Below are 21,202 nucleotides of genomic sequence, written 5' to 3' on the forward strand. Positions count from 1 at the left end.
ACTGCAAAAAATAAAGATGTATTACGACCCCTTAGGGAGAGTGGTAAAGACTGTTAACCCCGACAGGAGTGAACAGCGTGTGGTGTATGGCGTGCCAAATAGTTTGAATACACCGAATAGTTTTGCGCCTACGCCCTGGGAGAATTTTACCTATGACAGCAACGACCTTGCATCAATAACCAACCCAACAGGTAGCAATGTACCGGCAACAGATTATTTTACACCCAAAAGCGCTGAGGTAGATGCTTTGGGAAGGACGATAAAAACTACCGAATATTTTGATAACAGCAATTACAATAACACCATTGTAATGCAATACCATTACGATATACGCGGTAATTTACTTTTGGTAAAAGACCCATATAATAGAAATGTATTTGAGCATGTGTATGATTTAAGAACACCGCAAGAGGAAGAACCTTTACCCCCGCTTTGGACAAAACACATTGACAAAGGAGAAAGCACTGTTTTATTTGATGCGTTGGCAAAACCCATAGAAAGCCACGATGCCAAGGGCGCAAGAGGATTAAGTGCTTACGACACCTTACAAAGGCCAACGCATAGTTGGGCAAATAATAAAACTGGGGATGCCACTACCCTTAGAAACTTTTTAGAATATGGCGACAGTGCAGGATTGGTAAACCCAGAGAATGAAAATTTAAAAGGCAAGCTTTATAAAAATTACGATGAAGCCGGATTAATTGAAATGCCCGAATATGATTTTAAAGGCAATGTTTTAACTAAGAAAAGACAAGTAATAAGTAGTGCTGTATTAAAAGCAGAGCTTGTTAATTACAACACCTTTGTTATTGATTGGACAGGATTGCCTACTATACTCGACGCAACTGTTTTTGAAACTACAATGAATTACGATGCGCTGAACCGCATTACTGAACTTGAACTGCCGGAAGATTTAGATAACGAACGCAAAAAAATAATACCTACCTACAATAATGCAGGAGCTTTAGAGAAAGTTGATTTATATAGCCCAACAGGGCCAACTACCACCAATTACGTAGAAAACATTGCCTATAATGCCAAGGGGCAACGTTTATTAATTGCTTTTGGTAATGAAGTAATGACACGATACGTGTACGACCCCTTTACCTTTAGATTACAAAGACAGCGCAGCGAGAAATATGTAAAATCCCAAACAGGGAATACCATTACTTACGCTTACCAAAGCGGAACTAATAAGCAGGATGATAAATTTAATTATGACCTGATAGGAAACATTGTAAATATATTTACAAGGGTAACCGACTGCGGCATAAGCCCATTACCTGATGAATTAGACCGAAGTTTTGAGTATGACCCAATATACCGCTTAACTTATGCTGACGGAAGAGAAAGTGATACACAAAGCGGAAACAATTATTTGTACACCGATGCCCCTGTGCCGGGAACACCTAATGCAAACAATGCAAGAGCTTACCAAAGAGAGTATGCTTACGATAAATTAGGAAACATTTTACAGGTAAAGCAATTGGGCACAAACGGTTTTACAAGAGATTTTACTTACAATACAGGTAAAAACACCTTGCAAAAGGTTGATGATGCCACGCCAACATTAATAGAAGCCTTTACTTATGATAACTGTGGCAACCAACTAACGGCAGGTACAACCAGAAACTATAAATGGAATTACGCAGACCAATTAATTTGCTATTATAACCAGGCAGGTATAAGCGACCCCACTGTATTTACCCAATACGATTACGCTTCGGCAAGCTCAGCGCAGGGCGCCGGGCAAGACAGAGTAAGCAAACTGGTTAGAACCGGAACAGCAGGCTCGCCAATTTACGAGCGCACCATTTACATTGATGGAATATTTGAATATGTAATTTTAGAGAACGGCACAACGTATGAAAAAAATTACATCCATATAATGGATGACAAGAGCAGAATTGCGGAAGTAAGAATAAACCCCGGCAATGCTTTCCCCGGAGATATAACAGATGATGTTACCTATATAATAGAAAACCAAATCGGCAGCTCAGTGGCACGCTTAAGCACAACCGGAACTATAATTGACAAGGAAGAATATTATCCATTTGGCGATTCATCCTTAAGAACTTTTACGTATAAACGCTACCGGTATGTTAGTAAAGAAAAAGACGCCGAGAGCGGATTGTATTACTACGGAGCTCGTTACTACGCTGCTTGGACGTGTAGGTTTATTACTGTTGATCCGCTTGCGAGCAAATTTTCACAACTATCACCTTATAATTATTCTAGTAATAGCCCAGTAGGACAGATAGACATAGACGGGATGCAGAACCCACAGCAAGCAGAAAGTAAACAGGGCGGAAACGGAGGATCTATCGGCGGAGGGCAAATGACTAATCATGTAACACTTGATGAAGTAGAAGTAACAGCAACAAAAATTGAAAAGCCCTTAGCAGCATCAACCAGCAACCCCACCCCAACACCTGCTGGGGCATGGAAAGTTAAAAATGAATGGAACGATGACTATATTAAAAAATTTCAAGATTACTCCGCTTCAAAAACTAAAGAATACTCAAATCTTGGGAAACAATTCACTTGTGAAGATTTGGCACTTTCCATTGTTATTGATTTTGCTTCAGAGAATAATTTACCATTTCAATTTACAAATGAAACAGGAACTTTTAATCCAACGGATGCTATATACACAAGCGTTGCTGAGTACAAAAACGCTGTATTAAGGACCAGTGGTGCTAACGATTTAGCAAATAATAAGAACACCACGGAGGTTAGTATAGATAAAGCTAAGCAGGGGGATATGATTTTATTAAAGACTCACGATGACTCGATAAAATACAATCATACACAAGTAATTACAAAAATAACAGATACTCAAACTGAAATATCCCAAGGAAATCTTAATTATAGAATATTAAGTCAAGATCCATCAAGCACATTTTATGGAGGTGTAGACATACAAGAAGGCGCTTATTTTAAAGATAACAGCTATTTTAATAAGAGTAAAATGGAATATCATACAGGAGACTTCCTGACTCAAAATAGAGCTTCAATTAGAACATGGAACTTTATTAGCTTTAATAAGAGATGAAAAAGATAATTATAACTAATTTGAGTATACTTGCTTGTGTTTTGGAGTTCAAGATTCTAAATAATGGCGAAAATGTATCAGATGCCACGAGGTATTTTATATATCAAAATTATATCAGAGAAATACTAATTTGCGTATTAATATTAATCTTTTTACTTTCCTTTTTTGTAAAGTCAAAAAGAGAAAAAGTTATTTCAATATTAATATCGGGAGTTACTTTAGTTTTAGTGTTTATTTTAATTAACTCTATCAAAAATATTAGTAACTCTGGTGGAATTTGAAACCAAGTTACATTACAATAATTCTTAATGACCGTAACAAACTCTTTTATCCGGTAACACTAAGCGTTTATATGTGTTGTTATGTATGATGGCCGCAAGCCTTAACATAGCGGGTTAAGCCAAGGGCTAAGAAATGTTGCTTTAAAATAGTTTTCAATAAATGTATATCTCCGCAACAGTTCATTATTAATAAGGCTTACATAGTATTTATCTGTGTTTGCACCGTTGTGCACTTGGCTTTTAGGGGATAGTTTGGGCTTATAAGATTAAATAAAAGATGATATAATAACCATGAATAAAATAAGTTGTGATTTATGCGAAGAATGCTTTTAATTATAAATTTGATATTTTAGTTTAAATTAGCTTTATTAAAAATTTACAATATGGAATTATCAACTGCATTAATAAAAAAAACCTTGCAAAGAAAAGGATATAAATGGTATAATGAAGATGCAAATATCATAGGCATTCGTAGCACTTTACAAGCGCCGGATATATTTAATGATTTTTTATGCGTAATATTTAAACAGCCCCCAATGCCGAGTAGTTATTCGGTATTAAACAAACAAAAGTGGCTGAACAAGTGGGGATATAAAGGAAGTAATGGTAAATTGTTGGCCGAAGATGGGAAAATCGGCAGCAATACAAATTACGCATTAGCACAATACAATAATTATAAAAATAAAGAAAGGTTAATTATTTATGTGATTACCACCGACCCCGGGGTTTATTACCAAACCGTTAGATTGCTTAATGCAAAAGGGTGTGCGGTAATGAAACCCGGACAATATGTAAATTGTTATCGCTTAGGAACTCATAAAACAGCAGACCATAAAGCACTAGTACAAACCGGAGGTAAAGTAACCGTTTACAGAGATAACAACAAAAATGGCATTGCTGAAAATCTTGGTGTTGAAGAAACAGGATACTTTGGCTGTAACATACATGGAGCAAAAAAATTTACAAAAACTGATAAAATTGGCGCATACAGTGCCGGTTGTCAGGTTTTTGAAGATTGGTATCAGAAAGAAGAATTTGTAAGAATATGCTTGCAGTTTAAAAATGCCAATAACAATAAATTCACATATACATTAATTGAAGAAAAGGATTTAATTAAATGATGTTATGAAAGTAGAGCAATTTACACAAGAAGCCGCGGTATTAAATATTATATCGAAACTTAAAGAAGAAAGAATACATGAGAAAGAATTTTCTGATGTAACAGACGGTACGCACCAATACGTAGATTTAGTAATGGAAGGTGGTGGTGTGTTAGGAGTTGCCTTAGCGGGTTATGTGTATGTGTTAGAACAAATGAATATACGTTTTCTGCAATTAGGAGGAACTTCAGCAGGAGCCATTAACACCATGCTTATGGCTGCCGCAGGACCTATACACGAAGCAAAAACAGAATGGATTTTATCGCAAATATGTAATAAAGACTTTAATGATTTTGTTGATGGAGATAGAGATGCGCGCGGATTTATTAACGCATTACTTACTGATGCCGGTACTGTTAAGTTATCAATTAAAGGCTTACAAGTAATTGATAATTTTCATAATGATTTAGGATTGAATCCCGGAAATAATTTTCACATGTGGATGAAATTATTACTGCATTTAAAAGGAATAAAAACATTAAAAGATTTAACGGAGCTAAGAAAGAAAAGCCCTAACGGAGGGTTGTACAACAGATATGATAAAAATATTGTTTACGGCGCGGAAATATTTGAGAGAGTTGTAATAGTTGCCGCCGATGTTTCAACCGAGAGCAAAATTATTTTTCCGGAAATGGCGAATCTTTTTTGGAGTGAGCCTGAAAATGTATGTCCGGCTGATTTTGTAAGAGCAACCATGTCTATTCCATTCTTCTTTTTTCCGTTCAGAGTAAAAAACATACCGCAAGGCGCAAAAGCTTGGGAAAACTGGAAAATTAATACAGGATATGTAGGCAATACACCGTCTGAAGTTACATTTGTGGATGGGGGTATTATGTCTAATTTTCCGATTGATATATTTCATCAGCATACCAAAGTGCCACACGCGCCTACTTTAGGTGTAAAGCTTGGAGAAGATAGAACACAGGTAAAGAAAACCGATAAGTTTTTTCCATACTTAGGCGCAATATTTGACTCAGCAAGACATATACACGATTACAATTTTTTATTAAAAAACCCGGATTTTCAAAAGTTGATTTGCATGGTAAACATTGATGGGCACAACTGGTTAGATTTTGGAATAAAAGATGAAGCAAAAGTTGATTTGTTTGTAAGGGGCGCAAAAGCCGCTTCGGAATTTTTAAGAACTTTTGATTGGACCAAATACAAACAAATACGTAAAGGACTTGCAGATGCTTATATAGTAGCTAATGCGTAAAATATACTCATTGTAAACACGGATTATTTGGTACAAAAAAAACTACAGACAGTTATTATGCTATAACTTTAAGGTATTCTGTTTTAGCATCGTTAAAAACATCCATCGCTTTATCAAGTTCTTCGTTAACAATTTTAGCGTAAACCTGTGTAGTTTTAATGGAAGCATGACCCATTAATTTTGAAACATATTCGATACGCATTCCTTTACGTAATGCTCTGGTTGCCCAGGTATGGCGTGAAGTGTGGAAATGGATGTGCTTGTCAATGCAAGCTAAATCTGCTATTTTACGTAAATCTTTATTTATATAAGCAGTAGCGGAGGAAATAGCTTTTAGACGATATTTTTCTTTATCAAGATTTTTATATTTACACATAATAGGGAAAATAAATCCTTCGCTCATAGAAGCCGATGCTTTGTATTTACTTATAATTTCAAGAGCTTTAATAGGAAGCTTTATATAAACTACAGAACCAGTTTTTTGAGTTTTTACAGTAAGTTTTTCTCCGTCAAAATCTTTCCATTTTAGTTGTAGGAGATCTGATACCCTTAAACCGCCGGCATAAGTGGCTAAAACATATATATCTCTGTGTATCGAAATACACTCTTCTTTTGGAAGTTGCAATTTTTCTATTAAAAGCAGTTCGTCTTCTGTAAGGTAATTTTTTTCAACGTTTTCCCACTTCAATTTATATTTTGAAAACGGAGTGCTTTCCGGTTTTATAAGATCTTCACTAATGGCTTCATTAATAATGCGTCGAATGCCTTTCATTTCAGTATATATAGTATTGATTGAATTATGTTTTTTAGTTGAAAGGTGTAATTCATAATCTTTTAACCATTTTACAGTTATGTCTTCAATAGCCAAATGTTGTCCATTCATATATTCTTTAATCTTTATATAAACACTGTTTGCCCTCCGGTGAGTATTTATCTTATCACGTAAAAGAAGCTTATCATTATAAGCCTTAAAATAATCCAAGAAATTGATGCCGGAGCGACCTAATAAATTATGTTTCATTTTTTGAGCAGTTACATTTCTCTCTTTTGATTGAGCTTCTAATGACATGGATTGTGCCTCAGCAAGTTTAGTAGTAATAAAATTATTTATCCGTTGCATGTTTTGATGCCCTCGTGTTACCTGCTGTGCCTTTTCATCCCAATAGTTGATATTCACTGAAATACCCAGAGAAATGAATTTGGCTTTGCGATCTGCTGTAATGCGAAGATAAAGTGGTGCCTCATTGTACGAATTCTTTTTCTGTTTTCTTATTACTATTTTTGAGGTAATCATGTTGGTTTATTTTATTTCAAAATTATATATAGAAACAAAAATAAGGGTACAACAGTGGGTACAACATATTCACAGTTCGTATGCGTTAAACTGATTTATTTTGCATCACGAAAATTACTAAAATATTGATTAAGGGATACTTAGGTGAAAATAGACAAATATGATTTATAGCGGCATAGACCCGTACGGGCTACCAAACCTTACTTGTAAAACCTCTAACCCCCCTGTAAATTGGGGGGTTTTTTGTTTACTGACCTACCTTTGTTTGTTGTTATTTTACCTTGTTTTCTCACTTTTTGTTACCTAATTGTTACTTGAAGAACTTTTGATTTCATTGGTAATAGTGAATATTATCCATTGTGCTAATATAAAATCCTGAGTAACAAATTTTTGTTACTTGGTACTTGTCTACCTATTGTATATTTCAATTAGATTGACTTACTTAGTTTAAAAACAAATAAATTCATTGCCTTAAACCTTTTATAAAAAAGTAATTATTATGAAAAATTTAATATATATTTTCTTTGGGGTTTTAATTGGTTGTAGAGAATCCAATGCTGAGTTAGAACTTCAAAGGTTAAAAGATAGTCTATATCCTAATGATGGGATAACCAAAGAAGAAATGCTTAAAATGGAAAAACGAGCTAAAGAAGTTACTGATTCAATAGCAGACTTAATTTCAAAAGAAAGAAAGTAAGAGTCGTATTATTCCAACATCAAATTACCTTCATTTATCAAATTTAATAATGTAACCTAAATCATTATGATTTACATTACATTTCTTTGCTCAAACAATTTTTGTGGATTTATAATTTCTAGTAATGTTCCACTGTATAACGTGCCCTTTAATTTTTCAAAAAGAATCCCTCTTAATGTAGAATATGAAATTGAAATTAATGATAAGACAAGATTGTGATCATTTGGATTTATAAATTTTAAAATTTCATTTTCAGAATAAACCAGTCGTTCTAGTTCTTCAACTTTGAAAATAAAAAGTGCCTCACCATCCAAATTCTTTTCACTAGTTTCTTTTATAAATCCAAAAAAGATTAATACAATTAGGATTTCACTCTTCTTAGTATTAAAGGTAATCTTAGGATAAACTTTATACTCACAAAAATCTGTTTTGCTATTATCAAACCTCTGTTTAGGCTCAATAAAAGAAAATTTTCTTACACTAGCAAAATTTAAAGAAAATTTAACCGGTGAAACTGGAGACACTTTTTTTAGTTTTCTTTTAGGCATTAATGACATAAGGTGTTATTGGCTCGCCAACTTTATTAGATTCATAATTCTCATTAGACTTATAACTAATTTTAATTATTTTAGCTGTTTTTTCTTTAATTTCATTTCTTGAATCACTCATGTCCTCATAAAATTCTTCCTTTTTTTCATTTGAAGATTCTAATTCAACATAATTTAAAACAAATTTTACATTAAATGTCCTTTGAATTTTAGCCATTAAATTAAGATTAATCTTCTTGTCACCATTAAATAACTGTGTTACATAACTTTTAGAAACATCCAATCGCTTTGCTAATTCTGATTTAGACATAGAATTATTGAGCAACATCAATTTATGAACTTGATATACAAAATCTTGATTAATGAATTTCTCATCTTTCTTCAGCAATTCATTATCATCATATTCTGGGTTTTCTAAAAAGTCAAAAAAGTTAATAATTGATTTATTTGTTGGTTTTTTCATTTTTTAATACTTTTTTATCATAATCTTGAATACTATTAAAGAAAGTGAAATCGGTACGTGCTAAACTTTCAATAATCGGCACAATTTTTTTATTAGTTGCTTTCTGAAAATTTTTATGTTTATATGTTTTTGAAAGAACAATCTTTTTTTTCTCTTTTTCACCACTTATTTCCTTACAATAAATTCTTGAATTAATTGCACCAGAAAATTTCATGGCTGTTATACCTTTTGCTTTCTCTGAAATATCTTCTCTACCATATATAGATTCATTTATTTGGTTTGAAAATATGGTATATAGTATTTGGTCAAATTTATCCCTGTTAAGTTTTATTATTTCTTGTATCTCATTAAAGTCTGATTCAACATCAAAGTATATCTCAACATTATTTATATTAAGATCTTTGAATTGAGGGTGATTCCTCTTTAAATTCAAACAATTGTGCCTAACTGCATTCTTTCTATTTCTTATTTCTTTATTCACAAAGTTAACCTATAGCTTAATTAATAGCAAGTTTTTGCAAGTTTTTTTTTAATTCTTTGGCAAATGTATTTTTCAGTCCTCTAAGCTACTGCTTTTCAGGAATCCTCAAAAGTACTAATCTCTGATAATGAAAACTCATTATTTATGCTCTATAACTTCAAAAAGTGTTTAAACCATCTTTCAAGCTCGATATTCCTTAAGCTTGGAAACCGCACGAACGGACAGGGACTCAATGAAAATTGAGAGCACGGTTGCACGGATTGCAAATCCGCGCTAACGGGTTGTGACTGATTCCGCAGGATTACAAATCCTGCGGAGCAGAGGAATCCTGCGGAGCAGAGGTACAAACAAGAGAAATAAAAAAGCCTTTCCTGGTTAGGAAAAGCTTTTGAAATACCAAATTTTAGATAAAAACTATTTTGACTCTTTACTATTCGATTTATTTACGAAAGATTTTTGTTCAGCCACACTAGGTTTTGAAAAGTGTGGAGGTAAAGGCCCTGGCTTGTAATTCTTTTTGAAACTAGCCCAAAACTGAACGCATTCTTCATAATCAATTGGAGTTGGCTCTGCATAATAAGAATATTGACGAGTGTCTCCTGGGCCCCAAAGCGGATCGTTTCCGAATCGGTGATCTTGAAAGTGTACACGTTTAGCAATTACACGATAAGAAAATGGTGCATTTGAAGTACCGTTGTTTCTTTCTTTTACCACAAATGATGTTTTATTTTTTGTTACATAAACATCCTGTGATTCTCCTTCCATTTGAACAAAAACTCTTAATGGATGCTTGTCATCTATAACTACTGTTTCTAAAAACAGAGCATCTAAATTAATGGTTATCTGACCATTATTTAGTTGACCACTACCAAAATCTTCAAACCATACTTCCGGTGATTCCATGCAATACAATAATTGATTTCCTTTTGTTGTAGGAATAGAACCGGATTTAGTTCCGTTTGATATTACATGATTTCCGTTATAATATCCACTGTAATTTGCGTTATTGGCAACCATACCGGCCACACCTATATCAAGATTTCCGGTTGGAAGATTACCATTAAATCCAACGCCTAAAACTCCAATTCCAAATGCATTTCCATTATATAGTCCAAATACACCAACACGAGTATTTCCTGTTGTACTATTATTGTTACCTACAACACCATATCCACCATTTGTTCCAGAAGCTTGCCATTCTCCAGTTACACCAGAAGAAATTGTGGAGGAATTGGTTGATGCATTATATCCATAAACACCACTTCCCGTTCCTGAACCACCGGTTTCTCCGGCGATTGTTGGCCATGCACTATTAACACCCGGAGGGCAAATTCCGCTTAAAGCTGAGCCACCGCCTGCTGAAATCCCTTGTACTCCATGAATCCAAGTACCGTTTGAGGTAACTGCAACTAAACCATTTGTGTAGGTAGGAGCGTTTGAACCCCAAAGTAAACGTCCTTGTGTATCCATTCTACCTCGCTGAATATTATTGGTGTAAAAATCTGTATTAAAATTTGTAGTACTACCTAAAATTCCTGTTGCTGCTAAAGCATTACCTGTAGTAACCCATCCGTTAGTAACAGATGGACCCGGTACACCTTGAGGACCTTGAGGGCCGGCAGGACCTGCAGGACCTGTAGCACCAGTTGCTCCTGCAGGACCTTGAGGACCGGCAGGACCCGCAACTCCGGCAGGACCTTGAGGACCCGCAGGACCGGTTGCTCCTGTAGCTCCTGTAGCTCCTGTTGCTCCTGTTGCACCCGTTGCTCCTGTTGGTCCGGCTACACCTTGTGCACCTTGAGGTCCGGCAGGACCAGTTGCTCCCGGTGAACCGGCAGGACCTTGAGGACCGGCTGGACCCGCAGGACCGTTAGCTGAATATAAAGCATAAGGTACGCTAAGAAACTGAGATGTTCCCATAGCGAGAAATCCGGATCCGAAGTCTACTTCCTGCTCAATAAATTTATTATTTACACCCCAATTTATTCCGGAAAATGTTCCCATAATAATAGAACCTGTTCCTAAATTTAAATTATATAAACCGTAAGGGCTTGTAGTAACACTATGGGTTTCTTGATAAACGATGGTTCCATTTTGTGTAACATCCCGAATGCTGATTCTAACCGTTAAGGCCTGATTAGCCAAGGCAACGCCCGCATTATCACGAGCAATACCCTGGTACTTCATGGATTGAGGAATTTGTGCAAATAATGTACCAATACTTGCAAACAACCCGATTGCGATACTTAATAATTGTTTTTTCATATTTTGATTTTAATTTACTTTAGTGATTTTAACTGCTTTTAAAAAATTAGCATTGCTAACTCTTAGGAAATAATTGCCGGCAGCAGCTTCGTTTATTTTTATTTCTAATTTATAAGATGATTCGGTTACCTCCATATTAGTTGTATAAATAAGTTTGCCAACAGCATCATTTAAATCTATGTTGTACTTTCCCGCTTTAAGACCTTCCAGATTTACATTTAAAATTTCCTTTACCGGATTTGGATAAATTAAAATCTGAACCTCCTCACCTTGTTGTTTAATGAGAGTGTTTAATCCGATTTCGGGTTGATGAAAACCCATGGTTGTAATATTTCCTCCATTGGTATAAGATTCACTTACCGGTTCGCCGATCGACCAGGAGATTGATCCGTTGGTTAAGGAAGAAAAACCACCATCGTTAGATAATAAGACAGGGGTTACTGTTTGTGATTGAAAAGAAATAAACCCGAAAAGTAGAACAATGAAAAAAAAGAAGTGTTTCATATTATAATTTTTATATATTAAATGTAGCATTTTATTGGATACTCAAATGTTAAAAATAAATATTAGAAATTAATGTTTAAAATTAATACGGTTTACCTCTTCAAACCGATTTGCAGTTATTACTTGAAATTTTTTTAAAATTAAAATTATTTATTTCTATACTAAAAAAATAGTTCTTAAAATTATATTTTCTATTATATGAATTTAATTGGATTTAGGTATTGGTATGCTTCTGTGAATAATTGGTTAGGGGTATTTATCGCTTGGTTATATAAAACGTTTAATAAAATCGGATTTGCGATGTCGACTCAACTTTATTAATTTTTCGTCTGCCATTTCAATTAGCTCTTCTGCCTTATTATAAGACTTAACATGTCTAAGATTTATTATAGTGCTTTGATGAGCACGAAAAAATCCGAAATCATTCAGTAAATCTTCGTATTCTCCTAATGTTTTGCTGGTGGTTATTTTTTTTGAATCACTCATAATTGTCCCACATTATTTATTTTAGTAGACTTGGTATATATTTTTTCCTCCAAAGACCTATTTTTCCTCTTCTCCTTTTACATAAAATATTTTTTCTGTTACCTTACCTTTTGCATCGTATTTTTTCCATTCACCTTCCTTATATCCATCTTTGAATGCTCCTTCTTCGTACAAACTCCCATCTTTATTGAAGTTCTTGTATGAGCCATTTTGTTTGTCATCTTTGTAGCTCGTTATTGTTTTAACTTTTCCATTTTCAATAAAGTAATATATTTCCTGTCCATCCTTTTTTGCATTAATGAAATCAGTTTCTTTCCATTTTTTACCACTTTGGTATTCAATCATTTTGCCGTTTCTTTGCCCATCTACATTTTGCTCTTCCATTGTTAAAGCTCCACTTTTGTAATATTTTGTTTTACCATTATACTTTCCGTTTTTATAATCGGCAGAATAAGTAACTAAACCATTTTCATCAAAAGTTTTTATAGTCCCATCAAATTCTCCGTCTTTATAACTTTCTTCTTTTTCAACTTTACCTGCACTTTTTCCACCTTTACCATAATATATCCAAACACCCACTTTTTTGCCATTATCGTATTGTCCGGTTTTGTACACAAGGCCATCTCCACCTTTTTCTTCATAAGGTCCATTAGATAATTCTTTGTTAGGTACAACATCTTTTACTCTTTTTACATTTGATTCTCCGGTTTCATTAGAGTTAGTATTTCCTTCAAGCCAATCAGTTAACTTATCGGCACATTCGCATTCCACAGGCGAAGCTGCACCTTCTACAAATGCTCCTGAAAATCCTCCGTACACTCCTCCGCCTTGGTAAGCTTTGCCTATTTTTAAGTAGGCAACTTTACACTTGCCATTTTTCTTCACGATTATTGCTTTAACTTTATATTGTTTCTCTATAATGTTGCCGAGCCCATCTCGAAGAATAATAGTGTTGTTATCATAGACGTGGCGTTTATATGTTCCAAATGGCCCACCAATTCCTAATCCTATTTTTTCTTCCCACACTTTTTTACACATTTTAGCAATTTCATAATTTATTTGTCTTTCAGTATTTTCTGGAACCAAATCCTCGCATTTTACTGAAACAAAAATGCTTCCTGATTGTGCTATAATAAAAAAGGGAAATAATAAAGAAACAATTAAAATATATTTTTTTTTCATAAATAAGGTTTAATAGTAACTAAACTACAAGTATTTTGAGAGATAAAAGATGTTTTTTTTTGCCTTGACCCGAATCATGAACGGATGGTAGTATTTAATTATCGGTTGGTTATATAAAGCGTTTAATAAAATCAGCTTTTCGGTGTCTGCTTAATTTTATTAGTTCACCATCTCCCATCTCAATTAGCTCTTCCGCCTTCTTATATGATTTCACGTGTCTAAGATTTATTACTGTACTTTGATGAGCCCGAAAGAAACCAAAATCATTCAGCAACTCTTCGTATTCTCCCAGGGTTTTACTGGTGGTTATTTTTTTCGAATCACTCATGATAAAATGCGTATAGTTGCGATCCCCTTCCAATCTCATAATGTTTTCAATATTTAAAACCTGAAATCCCTCCATGTTTGTAACAACCAGTTTTTTTATTTTGCGGTCATCACCATAATTTTCAACCAACACTTTGAAGCGTTGATCAACACCTTTTTTTATTATTTGCAAATGGCTTTCTAATTTTTCAATGAGTGCACGTATTTCGGAGGTTTTTACAGGTTTCAGAAGATATCCAAATGCACTAAACTGAAAAGCTTTTACAGCGTAATCATCGTGAGCAGTAATAAAAATTACTTCAAAATTTGTCTCATCTTTTGTCTTTTCAAGTACATCAAAGCCAGTACCGGAGGGCATTTTTATATCCAAAAAAACAAGATCGGGCTTGTGCTTTTTAATAGCTTGTACTCCGCTTTCAACATCATCAGCTTCGGCAACTATATTGATTGTTTGATTGAAATATTTAATAAGCTGGCTTCTTAGTAAAAAGCGAGCATCCTTTTCATCGTCAATAATGATGGCGTTTATCATATTTTAATTGGAATATTGAATTTAACAAGGGTGCCTCCTCCTTCGGGTATTTCAAAAATCACATCTTTGCCAATGCGCTGTTGGGTAATTTGTATTCCTTTAGAATTCGCCTTATTAAGGTTATTAAGGTTTATACCAACACCATTATCTTGAACCGTGCACAAGAGACTTTTGGCATTATTACTTTTAAAAATTCGAATTTTAATTAAACCCTTTTTTTTTGCCGGTAATACTCCATGCCAAATGGCATTTTCAATAAAGGGTTGTATAATAAGTGGAGGAACTTGCAAGTTAATCAAATCCACGTTCTCTGAAATTTCAATTGAATAAGTAAAGCAACTGTCGCAACGTATTTTTTCAATATCCATATATAGTTTAAGGGTGTCAATTTCTTCTTTTAAACTAACAAACGACGATCCGCTATTATTTAAAATGCGTCTTAATAAATTACTAAAGTCGGCAATAACATCATTGGCTTGTTCTGTTTTACCTTCTATGAACAAGCGTTGAATGCTGTTGAGGCTATTAAAAAGAAAATGCGGATTCATTTGTGCTCGTAACACTTTTTGCTCAAGTTGCATAGCTTTCTTTTCACCTCGTGACCGGTATTGACGAATTAATAAACCCCCTAATAGAATTACAAGAACAAACAAACCTACCAATCCAATAATGATGGTATTATTTTGTTTTAATTCTAGGGATTGGATTTGAGTTTTCTGTGATAACATTTTGTTTTCAAGTTCCTTTTTTTCTACCTCATACTTTATTTTGATTTCGCTAATTTGATAGCTCTTTTCAGCATTAAAAATACTATCCTTAATTAAATTGGAGCGTTCATAATTATCAAGCGCCTCTTTAAAATTGCCCATATTATAATGAACAGTGGCTATGCCGTGATAAGTGACCATAACCGATTGTGTAGCACCAATTTCTTTGGAGAGTTGTAAAGACCTTATTAAATATTCAAGTGCTTCCCGATCTTTGCCCAATTCTATCAATATGCCTGCTTTGGTATATAGTCCATCAGCAATCTCTGATTTATTTTTTAATTCCTCAGCAATTTGAAGTTGTTTGTTTATATATTCTAAGGCTAATTCATATTTACCCATTTGATTATAGATTGCGCCAAGACTACCAAGGTTGCCGGAAATTCCCTTTTTATAGTTTATTTCTTCAAGAATTTTTAAAGCCGTTTTATAGGAATCAATTGCCTTTTCTAATTCCTTAGTTTTAAAATATACAGATCCGAGTTTATTATGAAAATTAGCTAATAATTTTTTATCATTAATAATTTTCGCAAGGTCAATCGCTTTATTCAAATACTTAATTCCACTTAAATGATCGCCATTGTCATTGTATATTATACCTAAAATGGAGTAACAAAACGCGATTCCGTTTTTATCTTTTAATTCTTCTGCTAATCTTAATGATTCAGTATTAAAATCCAGCGCTTTTGGATAATCTGCTTTTCTGTAATAAACAGTGCCTAAACTCATATAACATTTTTGCAAACTAACTTTATCCTTTAATAATTGAGCTTTTGTTAAAGCTTCCTGATAATACTCAAGAGCTTGTTCATAGTTATGTTTCTCTTCATAAACACTTCCGTACTTGAGCAGACTGTCCACTTTGCTATTTTGAGGAATAATTAAATTACCATACATGAAAAGAATCCAAAACAATAACTTACCCACAGAACTAAAAGAGAACTCCAGTGTAAATAAAATATATTGAATGTATTTCAAATTAAATGACAGTTACAAAAATAAAATATAAAGCTTAGTATTTACTAAAATATAATGTCAAAGCAATGAGGTATAAATAATGAAATAATTTACTATACCATTTCCAATAAACTATTCTTTATTCCCTTTATAAACATAATTTACTGCTTGACCACTTTAAAAATTTCATGGCCACATTTTATTAAATAAATGCCATTGGGTTCATTTTCCAAATGCAAATGTGTTTCACTTCCTTCAGCAATTTCTGAGAAAATAAGTTGAGCGGTTGAATTATATATTTCTAGTTTACTTCCATTAACCACATTATTTATCGAGAAATGGCCGTGAGATGGATTAGGATATATCATCATTTTGATTTTTCTTCACTGTTAAAACTGAGTCCCTGACAAACCGTTACCGATTGGGTAAATATGGTAAATGCGCTGCAATTGTTTATATCCGCTCCGGTTATGGTATAATTTGTAGTTAAACTGGGCGTGACAATAACTGTGCTTGCATTTGCTCCGGTATTCCAAGTATAAGAAAGTGCACCAGATGCCGTTATGGTTGCGCTTTGCCCAAGGCAAAGCAAATTTGTACTTGAAACTACCGATAGTGTTGGATTATTAAAAACGCCCACGACGATTGTTGATGTTGAAGTACAAGAAAATGAATTAGTACCGATAACAGAATAAATGGTAGTTGCAATTGGATTAACAACGGTAGTTGACGATAATCCTCCGTTACTCCAGCTATAGCTAAGAGCCCCACCGGCGTTTAACGTAGAGGATGCTCCTGAACAAACATTTATGGGCAAGGCATTTACACTAACGGTCGGCAATGGATTTACCGTCACAGCTAATGTTTGTACAGGTGAGCTACCGCAAATATTGGATGCAAAAATTGAAATTATACCGCCGTTTTGGCCTGGAACTGCAGCAATACTGTTGGTTATACTATTACCACTCCAACCTACCGGTAAAGACCAGGAGTAAGAGGTTGCCCCAATTACAGGATTCACACTATAAGAAAGAGAAGGCAGACCAGTGCAGAACGTTGTTAAACCTGCTATACTTAAGGGCGCGGCCGGCGCTGCATTTACATTAACCGCGAATGTGGCATTGTTACTGCAGTTGTTTCCATTTGTTCCACTTAAAGTATAAGTAGAATTGACGGTAGGACTAACGGCTATTACTGTTGCATTAGATCCGGTGCTCCAGGTATAGGTGATACCTCCCCCTCCCGTTAGTGAAACACTTCCACCAAGACAAACCGATGCTGATCCGTTGATGGTTATATTAGGAAGTGGATTCACAGTAATAGTGATGGCAGAAGAACCTGTACATGCGCCTGTAGTACCTAATACGGAAAAATTAGTTGTTATACTTGGACTAATGGAAATAGTTGGCGTTAATGCACCGGTACTCCAGGAATAAGTAGATGCGCCATTAGCCGTTAATACAAGGTTATCGAAAGCACAAATGGAATTAGTACCACCACTTATTGAAACGATAGGAATTGTATTGACTGTAACATTTAAAACAGTTGCGCTACTTGACCCACAAGCATTAATTGCCATAACCGTTATGCTTCCTGAATTTCCGGATACCGCACTTATGCTTGTTGTGATACTTGAACCGGACCAACCTACCGGAAGAGTCCAGGAATAACTTGTTGCTCCGGGAACAGCAGCAATACTATACACCCCGGTGCTTCCGATACAGATTGGATTAGGTCCCGCAATGGCAGAAGGCGCAACCGGAATTGAATTGATGTTAACGGCCAGCGTTGAAGTAGATGAACTACCACAATTATTTATTCCGTTTACCGATATGACACCGCTGGTACCGTTAACCGTAATACTAATGATATTTGTTGTACTGGTTCCTGTCCATCCTCCCGGTAAATTCCAACTATAACTGTTAGCTCCTAAAATTGGCGCAACGCTATAAGAGTTTGTACTACCTCCGCAAACCAAGGTATTTCCTGCAATTGCACCCGGCGGACTCAATAAACTACACAATTCCCATTCGAAAGCATAAAAATCTCCTGCCGCCGCTGTTAAATTATAAACGGAAGGTGTAGGATCAAAATCAATAGACACTGAATTGCTTAAGGCTGTGAAATAACCAACACTATAAATATTTCCATTCGCATCTACATGTCCATTATTACAACCATCAATATTCGGTCCGCCTATGACTCTATTCCATAAAAAATTACCGGATGCATCCAAAGCATTCAAATAAATATCAAAACTGCCGTTTGAGGCATTGATGTAGGAACCCGGACCCGGATCAAAATCGACAGTGGGACTATTAAATCTTCCCTGAACAATTACATTGCCTGATGGTGTACAACCAATTGTGTTAACCCATTCTTCCATGTTGCTTCCGATTTTTTTAGCCCACAAAAAATTACCAGCCGGATCAAGCTTAGAAATATATACATCATAAAAACCGGAGCCTGTCATATTAAAAGTTCCCGGACCCGGATCAAAATCACAGGTGGTAGAATACATTCCTGTACTTAAAATATTTCCTGTTGGATCAAGACTAATAGAATATCCTACTTCCAGACCTCCTGTACCTCCCATTCTTCTTGCCATTAGAAAAGTACCGGTAGGACTCAGCTTATGAATAAAAATATCATTTTGTCCGGCCGGAGTTAAATTGTAAACTCCGGGTCCCGGATCAAAATCCATAGTACCCCTAAATGTTCCGGTTGTATATATATTTCCGGTAGCATCCAAACACAAACCGTGCCCTTCATCACCCATTGAAGTACCAAATCGATAAGCGAAAATTAATACTCCTGCAGAGTTGAGTTTTGTTACATAATAATCTTCAACGCCGAAGGTGGTGAACATTAAAACGCCGGGACCCGGATCCAAATCGGTAGTACCGGAAAACCAACCTGTATAACAAATATTGCCTGAAGCATCGATTTTCATATCGCCGGTATATTCATTGGCTATATTACCAAAACTTTTTGCCCAGACTAAATTACCGGAAGCGTCCCATTTGAAAATATAAGCATCCTGACTTCCCGCAGAGGTTAGCGTTAGAACACCGGGACCCGGATCAAAATCACCTGAACTTGTGAAGACTCCAAGTACGCAAATGTCACCATTAGAATCAACAGCAATAGCTGAAGGATAACAATTTGTATTGGCGGCGCTTCTTGCCCAGATTAAATTACCCGCCGAATTCAATTTTTGTACATATACTCCGGGTGAAACAGTATAAATACCCGGCCCGGGATCTAAATCTTTAATGTAACTACAGGTTCCTGCAACATAAACATTACCGGAAGCATCTGTTGTAATTGCATTTGCGCCTACTCCACCACCGGAGTCATCAGATGCAACAGCAAAAACATAAGCGCCGGCAGAGGTATACTTACCCACAAAAAAAGAAGATTGAAAATTAGCAATTTTACTATTATTAAAGGGGCCGGGATCAAAATCTACTGTGCCATAAAAATTTCCGGTTACAATAATATTTTCAGAAGGATCAAGTGAAATATTGTTTCCATTATCCGCATTATTAAAGCCTGCACGAAAAGCGAAAGTATACACCCCGCTATTACTATACTTGGCAATAAAAATATCTTGCGTAGTACCATTGGAAGAAAGCGTGGCAACCGGAGCGGCCGGATTAAAATCAACAGTGCCTTGAAAAGTTCCGGTTAAATAAATATTACCTGTTGCATCTAAAACCAAGGAATTAGCACGATCGGTAAAGGTTGAACCCATTCGATTCGCGAACATAAATGTTCCACTGCTATTATACTTTGCAAAAAAAGCATCTTCACCACCTGCTGAAACTAAATTAACTACTCCGGGTCCAGGATCAAAATCGCCGGTACCATTAAAAAAACCGGACACATAAACATTACCGGTTGCATCCACTTGTACTGATTTTCCCTGATCGCTACCTGTTCCTCCAAGTCGAATCGCCCATACATAATTGCCTGTGCTATTATATTTAGCTACAAAAATATCTGTGTTCCCTGCGCTGGTTAAACTCGCAGAACCGGGTCCCGGATCAAAATCACAATTTCCCGAAAAAGCACCGGTAACAAAGGAGTTTCCCGCGGCGTCAATTTTTAAGGATAAGGGATAATCCAAACCTGTTCCTCCAATTGAACCGGCAGATATATAATTTCCACTTGCATCATATTTGGCAATAAATATTTCCCAACTGCCCACACTGGTAAGATTAGCAATACCCGGAGAAGGGTCGAAATCTACGGTACCGGTAAAATTTCCGGTAAGATAAATTGTTCCGGAAGGATCTAACTGCACTGATTTTGCATCTTCTACAGAGAGACCGCCAATTGTTCTAACAAAAATAAAATTTCCGTTTGCATCGTATTTGGCAAAAAAAGCATCGCCTGAACCATTACTAGCCACTGTAAATTCAGCAATTGAAGGGTCAAAATCACAAACGGTATTAAAATTTCCAACAATTATTACATTACCTGACCCATCAATGGCAAGATCATTCACCCCTTCAGTTGAAGAAAATGAACCAATACTTCTTGCCCATAAACAAGCTCCCGAAGAATTATACTTTACTAAAAATATATTGGCTGAAGCTGTTGAAGTACTTAATTCAACTATGGCTGGTCCGGGGTCAAAATCAGCGGAACCGGAAAAAGTTCCGGCTACATAAATATTACCTGATGCATCGGAACGCACCGCATAGCCATGATCATTGGCCATAATGCTATTATAACCTGAGTTTTCGGCCCAGGTAAAGCCAGGTTGTTGCGCGATAATATTACTGCAAAAAAATATTATCAAAATTACTAATACGTTTATTTTTATCATCTTACTTGAAATTAGTTTAAATATTACTTAGCATTTGAATTCGCATTTTGTGCCTATTAATTATTGAAAGTAACAAAATTTACAAATTAAAACTACTACTATTTTTTTCGAATGGTTATTGATTTTTTTATGCAGTATTAAAGATTGAAG

16 protein-coding genes are annotated in these 21,202 nt (G+C 35.2%); 4 read left to right on the forward strand and 12 right to left on the reverse strand.

Translation table 11 applies throughout. From position 1 onward, the window contains the following. Positions 1 to 16 precede the first annotated feature (16 nt). From IPM51_07010 to IPM51_07020, 3 genes are all read left to right on the forward strand, one after another. Positions 17 to 3,055 carry an RHS repeat protein gene (locus IPM51_07010; GenBank protein ID MBK9284056.1) on the forward strand — a complete coding sequence of 1,013 codons (3,039 nt, stop codon included), beginning with the start codon at positions 17 to 19 and terminating at the stop codon, positions 3,053 to 3,055. Positions 3,056 to 3,719: 664 nt separating this feature from the next. After that, positions 3,720 to 4,457, forward strand: a complete 738-nt coding sequence (locus IPM51_07015) for a hypothetical protein (protein ID MBK9284057.1) — start codon at positions 3,720 to 3,722, stop codon at positions 4,455 to 4,457. A gap of 4 nt (positions 4,458 to 4,461) precedes the next feature. After that, the gene (locus IPM51_07020; GenBank protein ID MBK9284058.1) at positions 4,462 to 5,712 is read left to right on the forward strand and encodes a patatin-like phospholipase family protein; all 1,251 of its coding nucleotides are present in this window, start codon (positions 4,462 to 4,464) and stop codon (positions 5,710 to 5,712) included. A 55-nt stretch (positions 5,713 to 5,767) separates the two neighbouring features. On the opposite strand, the gene IPM51_07025 is transcribed toward IPM51_07020, so the two are convergent. Further along, positions 5,768 to 7,006: a site-specific integrase gene (locus tag IPM51_07025; protein MBK9284059.1), complete on the reverse strand. Its 1,239-nt coding sequence runs from the start codon at positions 7,004 to 7,006 to the stop codon at positions 5,768 to 5,770. Between the two features lie 499 nt (positions 7,007 to 7,505). Here IPM51_07025 and IPM51_07030 point away from each other — a divergent pair, with 499 nt between their 5' ends. Then, positions 7,506 to 7,703, forward strand: a complete 198-nt coding sequence (locus tag IPM51_07030) for a hypothetical protein (protein MBK9284060.1) — start codon at positions 7,506 to 7,508, stop codon at positions 7,701 to 7,703. Positions 7,704 to 7,774: 71 nt separating this feature from the next. Here the strand turns inward: IPM51_07030 and IPM51_07035 are convergent, their stop codons facing one another. The 11 genes from IPM51_07035 to IPM51_07085 all read right to left on the reverse strand — a co-directional run bounded on the left by IPM51_07035 (position 7,775) and on the right by IPM51_07085 (position 21,052). Next, positions 7,775 to 8,251 (reverse strand): hypothetical protein, encoded by a 477-nt coding sequence (locus IPM51_07035; protein MBK9284061.1) that lies wholly within the window; start codon positions 8,249 to 8,251, stop codon positions 7,775 to 7,777. Then, positions 8,244 to 8,714: a helix-turn-helix transcriptional regulator gene (locus tag IPM51_07040; GenBank protein ID MBK9284062.1), complete on the reverse strand. Its 471-nt coding sequence runs from the start codon at positions 8,712 to 8,714 to the stop codon at positions 8,244 to 8,246. The genes IPM51_07035 and IPM51_07040 overlap by 8 nt, the downstream gene beginning before the upstream one ends. Continuing rightward, on the reverse strand, positions 8,695 to 9,195 hold the full coding sequence (locus tag IPM51_07045) for a hypothetical protein (GenBank protein MBK9284063.1): 501 nt from the start codon (positions 9,193 to 9,195) through the stop codon (positions 8,695 to 8,697). The genes IPM51_07040 and IPM51_07045 overlap by 20 nt, the downstream gene beginning before the upstream one ends. Before the next feature lie 414 nt (positions 9,196 to 9,609). Continuing rightward, entirely contained in the window at positions 9,610 to 11,115 is a 1,506-nt protein-coding gene (locus IPM51_07050) for a collagen-like protein (GenBank protein MBK9284064.1), read from the reverse strand. 354 nt (positions 11,116 to 11,469) lie between these two features. Then, positions 11,470 to 11,964 (reverse strand): T9SS type A sorting domain-containing protein, encoded by a 495-nt coding sequence (locus tag IPM51_07055; GenBank protein MBK9284065.1) that lies wholly within the window; start codon positions 11,962 to 11,964, stop codon positions 11,470 to 11,472. 267 nt (positions 11,965 to 12,231) lie between these two features. Further along, positions 12,232 to 12,450, reverse strand: coding sequence for a LytTR family transcriptional regulator (locus IPM51_07060; protein ID MBK9284066.1), 219 nt, complete (start codon positions 12,448 to 12,450; stop codon positions 12,232 to 12,234). 57 nt (positions 12,451 to 12,507) lie between these two features. After that, the gene (locus IPM51_07065) at positions 12,508 to 13,632 is read right to left on the reverse strand and encodes a toxin-antitoxin system YwqK family antitoxin (protein MBK9284067.1); all 1,125 of its coding nucleotides are present in this window, start codon (positions 13,630 to 13,632) and stop codon (positions 12,508 to 12,510) included. Between the two features lie 109 nt (positions 13,633 to 13,741). Continuing rightward, on the reverse strand, positions 13,742 to 14,491 hold the full coding sequence (locus IPM51_07070) for a response regulator transcription factor (GenBank protein ID MBK9284068.1): 750 nt from the start codon (positions 14,489 to 14,491) through the stop codon (positions 13,742 to 13,744). Continuing rightward, on the reverse strand, positions 14,488 to 16,236 hold the full coding sequence (locus tag IPM51_07075) for a tetratricopeptide repeat protein (protein ID MBK9284069.1): 1,749 nt from the start codon (positions 16,234 to 16,236) through the stop codon (positions 14,488 to 14,490). Before IPM51_07075 ends, IPM51_07070 begins: the two co-directional genes overlap by 4 nt. 140 nt (positions 16,237 to 16,376) lie before the next feature. Next, positions 16,377 to 16,586 carry a T9SS type A sorting domain-containing protein gene (locus IPM51_07080; protein MBK9284070.1) on the reverse strand — a complete coding sequence of 70 codons (210 nt, stop codon included), beginning with the start codon at positions 16,584 to 16,586 and terminating at the stop codon, positions 16,377 to 16,379. Then, a complete protein-coding gene (locus IPM51_07085; GenBank protein ID MBK9284071.1) occupies positions 16,583 to 21,052 on the reverse strand; it encodes a hypothetical protein in 4,470 nt (1,489 codons plus the stop codon). Before IPM51_07085 ends, IPM51_07080 begins: the two co-directional genes overlap by 4 nt. Positions 21,053 to 21,202 lie beyond the last annotated feature (150 nt).

The organism is Sphingobacteriaceae bacterium (assembly GCA_016715905.1).
Lineage (GTDB): Bacteria > Bacteroidota > Bacteroidia > B-17B0 > Aurantibacillaceae > Aurantibacillus.

Coding starts and splice junctions, on each gene's coding strand:
- IPM51_07020 (MBK9284058.1), top strand. CDS start 4,462: ATGAAAGTAGAGCAATTTACACAAGAAGCCGCGGTATTAAATATTATA.
- IPM51_07040 (MBK9284062.1), bottom strand. CDS start 8,714: ATGAAAAAACCAACAAATAAATCAATTATTAACTTTTTTGACTTTTTA.
- IPM51_07065 (MBK9284067.1), bottom strand. CDS start 13,632: ATGAAAAAAAAATATATTTTAATTGTTTCTTTATTATTTCCCTTTTTT.
- IPM51_07030 (MBK9284060.1), top strand. CDS start 7,506: ATGAAAAATTTAATATATATTTTCTTTGGGGTTTTAATTGGTTGTAGA.
- IPM51_07015 (MBK9284057.1), top strand. CDS start 3,720: ATGGAATTATCAACTGCATTAATAAAAAAAACCTTGCAAAGAAAAGGA.
- IPM51_07060 (MBK9284066.1), bottom strand. CDS start 12,450: ATGAGTGATTCAAAAAAAATAACCACCAGCAAAACATTAGGAGAATAC.
- IPM51_07050 (MBK9284064.1), bottom strand. CDS start 11,115: ATGGGAACATCTCAGTTTCTTAGCGTACCTTATGCTTTATATTCAGCT.
- IPM51_07035 (MBK9284061.1), bottom strand. CDS start 8,251: ATGCCTAAAAGAAAACTAAAAAAAGTGTCTCCAGTTTCACCGGTTAAA.
- IPM51_07055 (MBK9284065.1), bottom strand. CDS start 11,964: ATGAAACACTTCTTTTTTTTCATTGTTCTACTTTTCGGGTTTATTTCT.
- IPM51_07010 (MBK9284056.1), top strand. CDS start 17: ATGTATTACGACCCCTTAGGGAGAGTGGTAAAGACTGTTAACCCCGAC.
- IPM51_07070 (MBK9284068.1), bottom strand. CDS start 14,491: ATGATAAACGCCATCATTATTGACGATGAAAAGGATGCTCGCTTTTTA.
- IPM51_07085 (MBK9284071.1), bottom strand. CDS start 21,052: ATGATAAAAATAAACGTATTAGTAATTTTGATAATATTTTTTTGCAGT.
- IPM51_07025 (MBK9284059.1), bottom strand. CDS start 7,006: ATGATTACCTCAAAAATAGTAATAAGAAAACAGAAAAAGAATTCGTAC.
- IPM51_07080 (MBK9284070.1), bottom strand. CDS start 16,586: ATGATGATATATCCTAATCCATCTCACGGCCATTTCTCGATAAATAAT.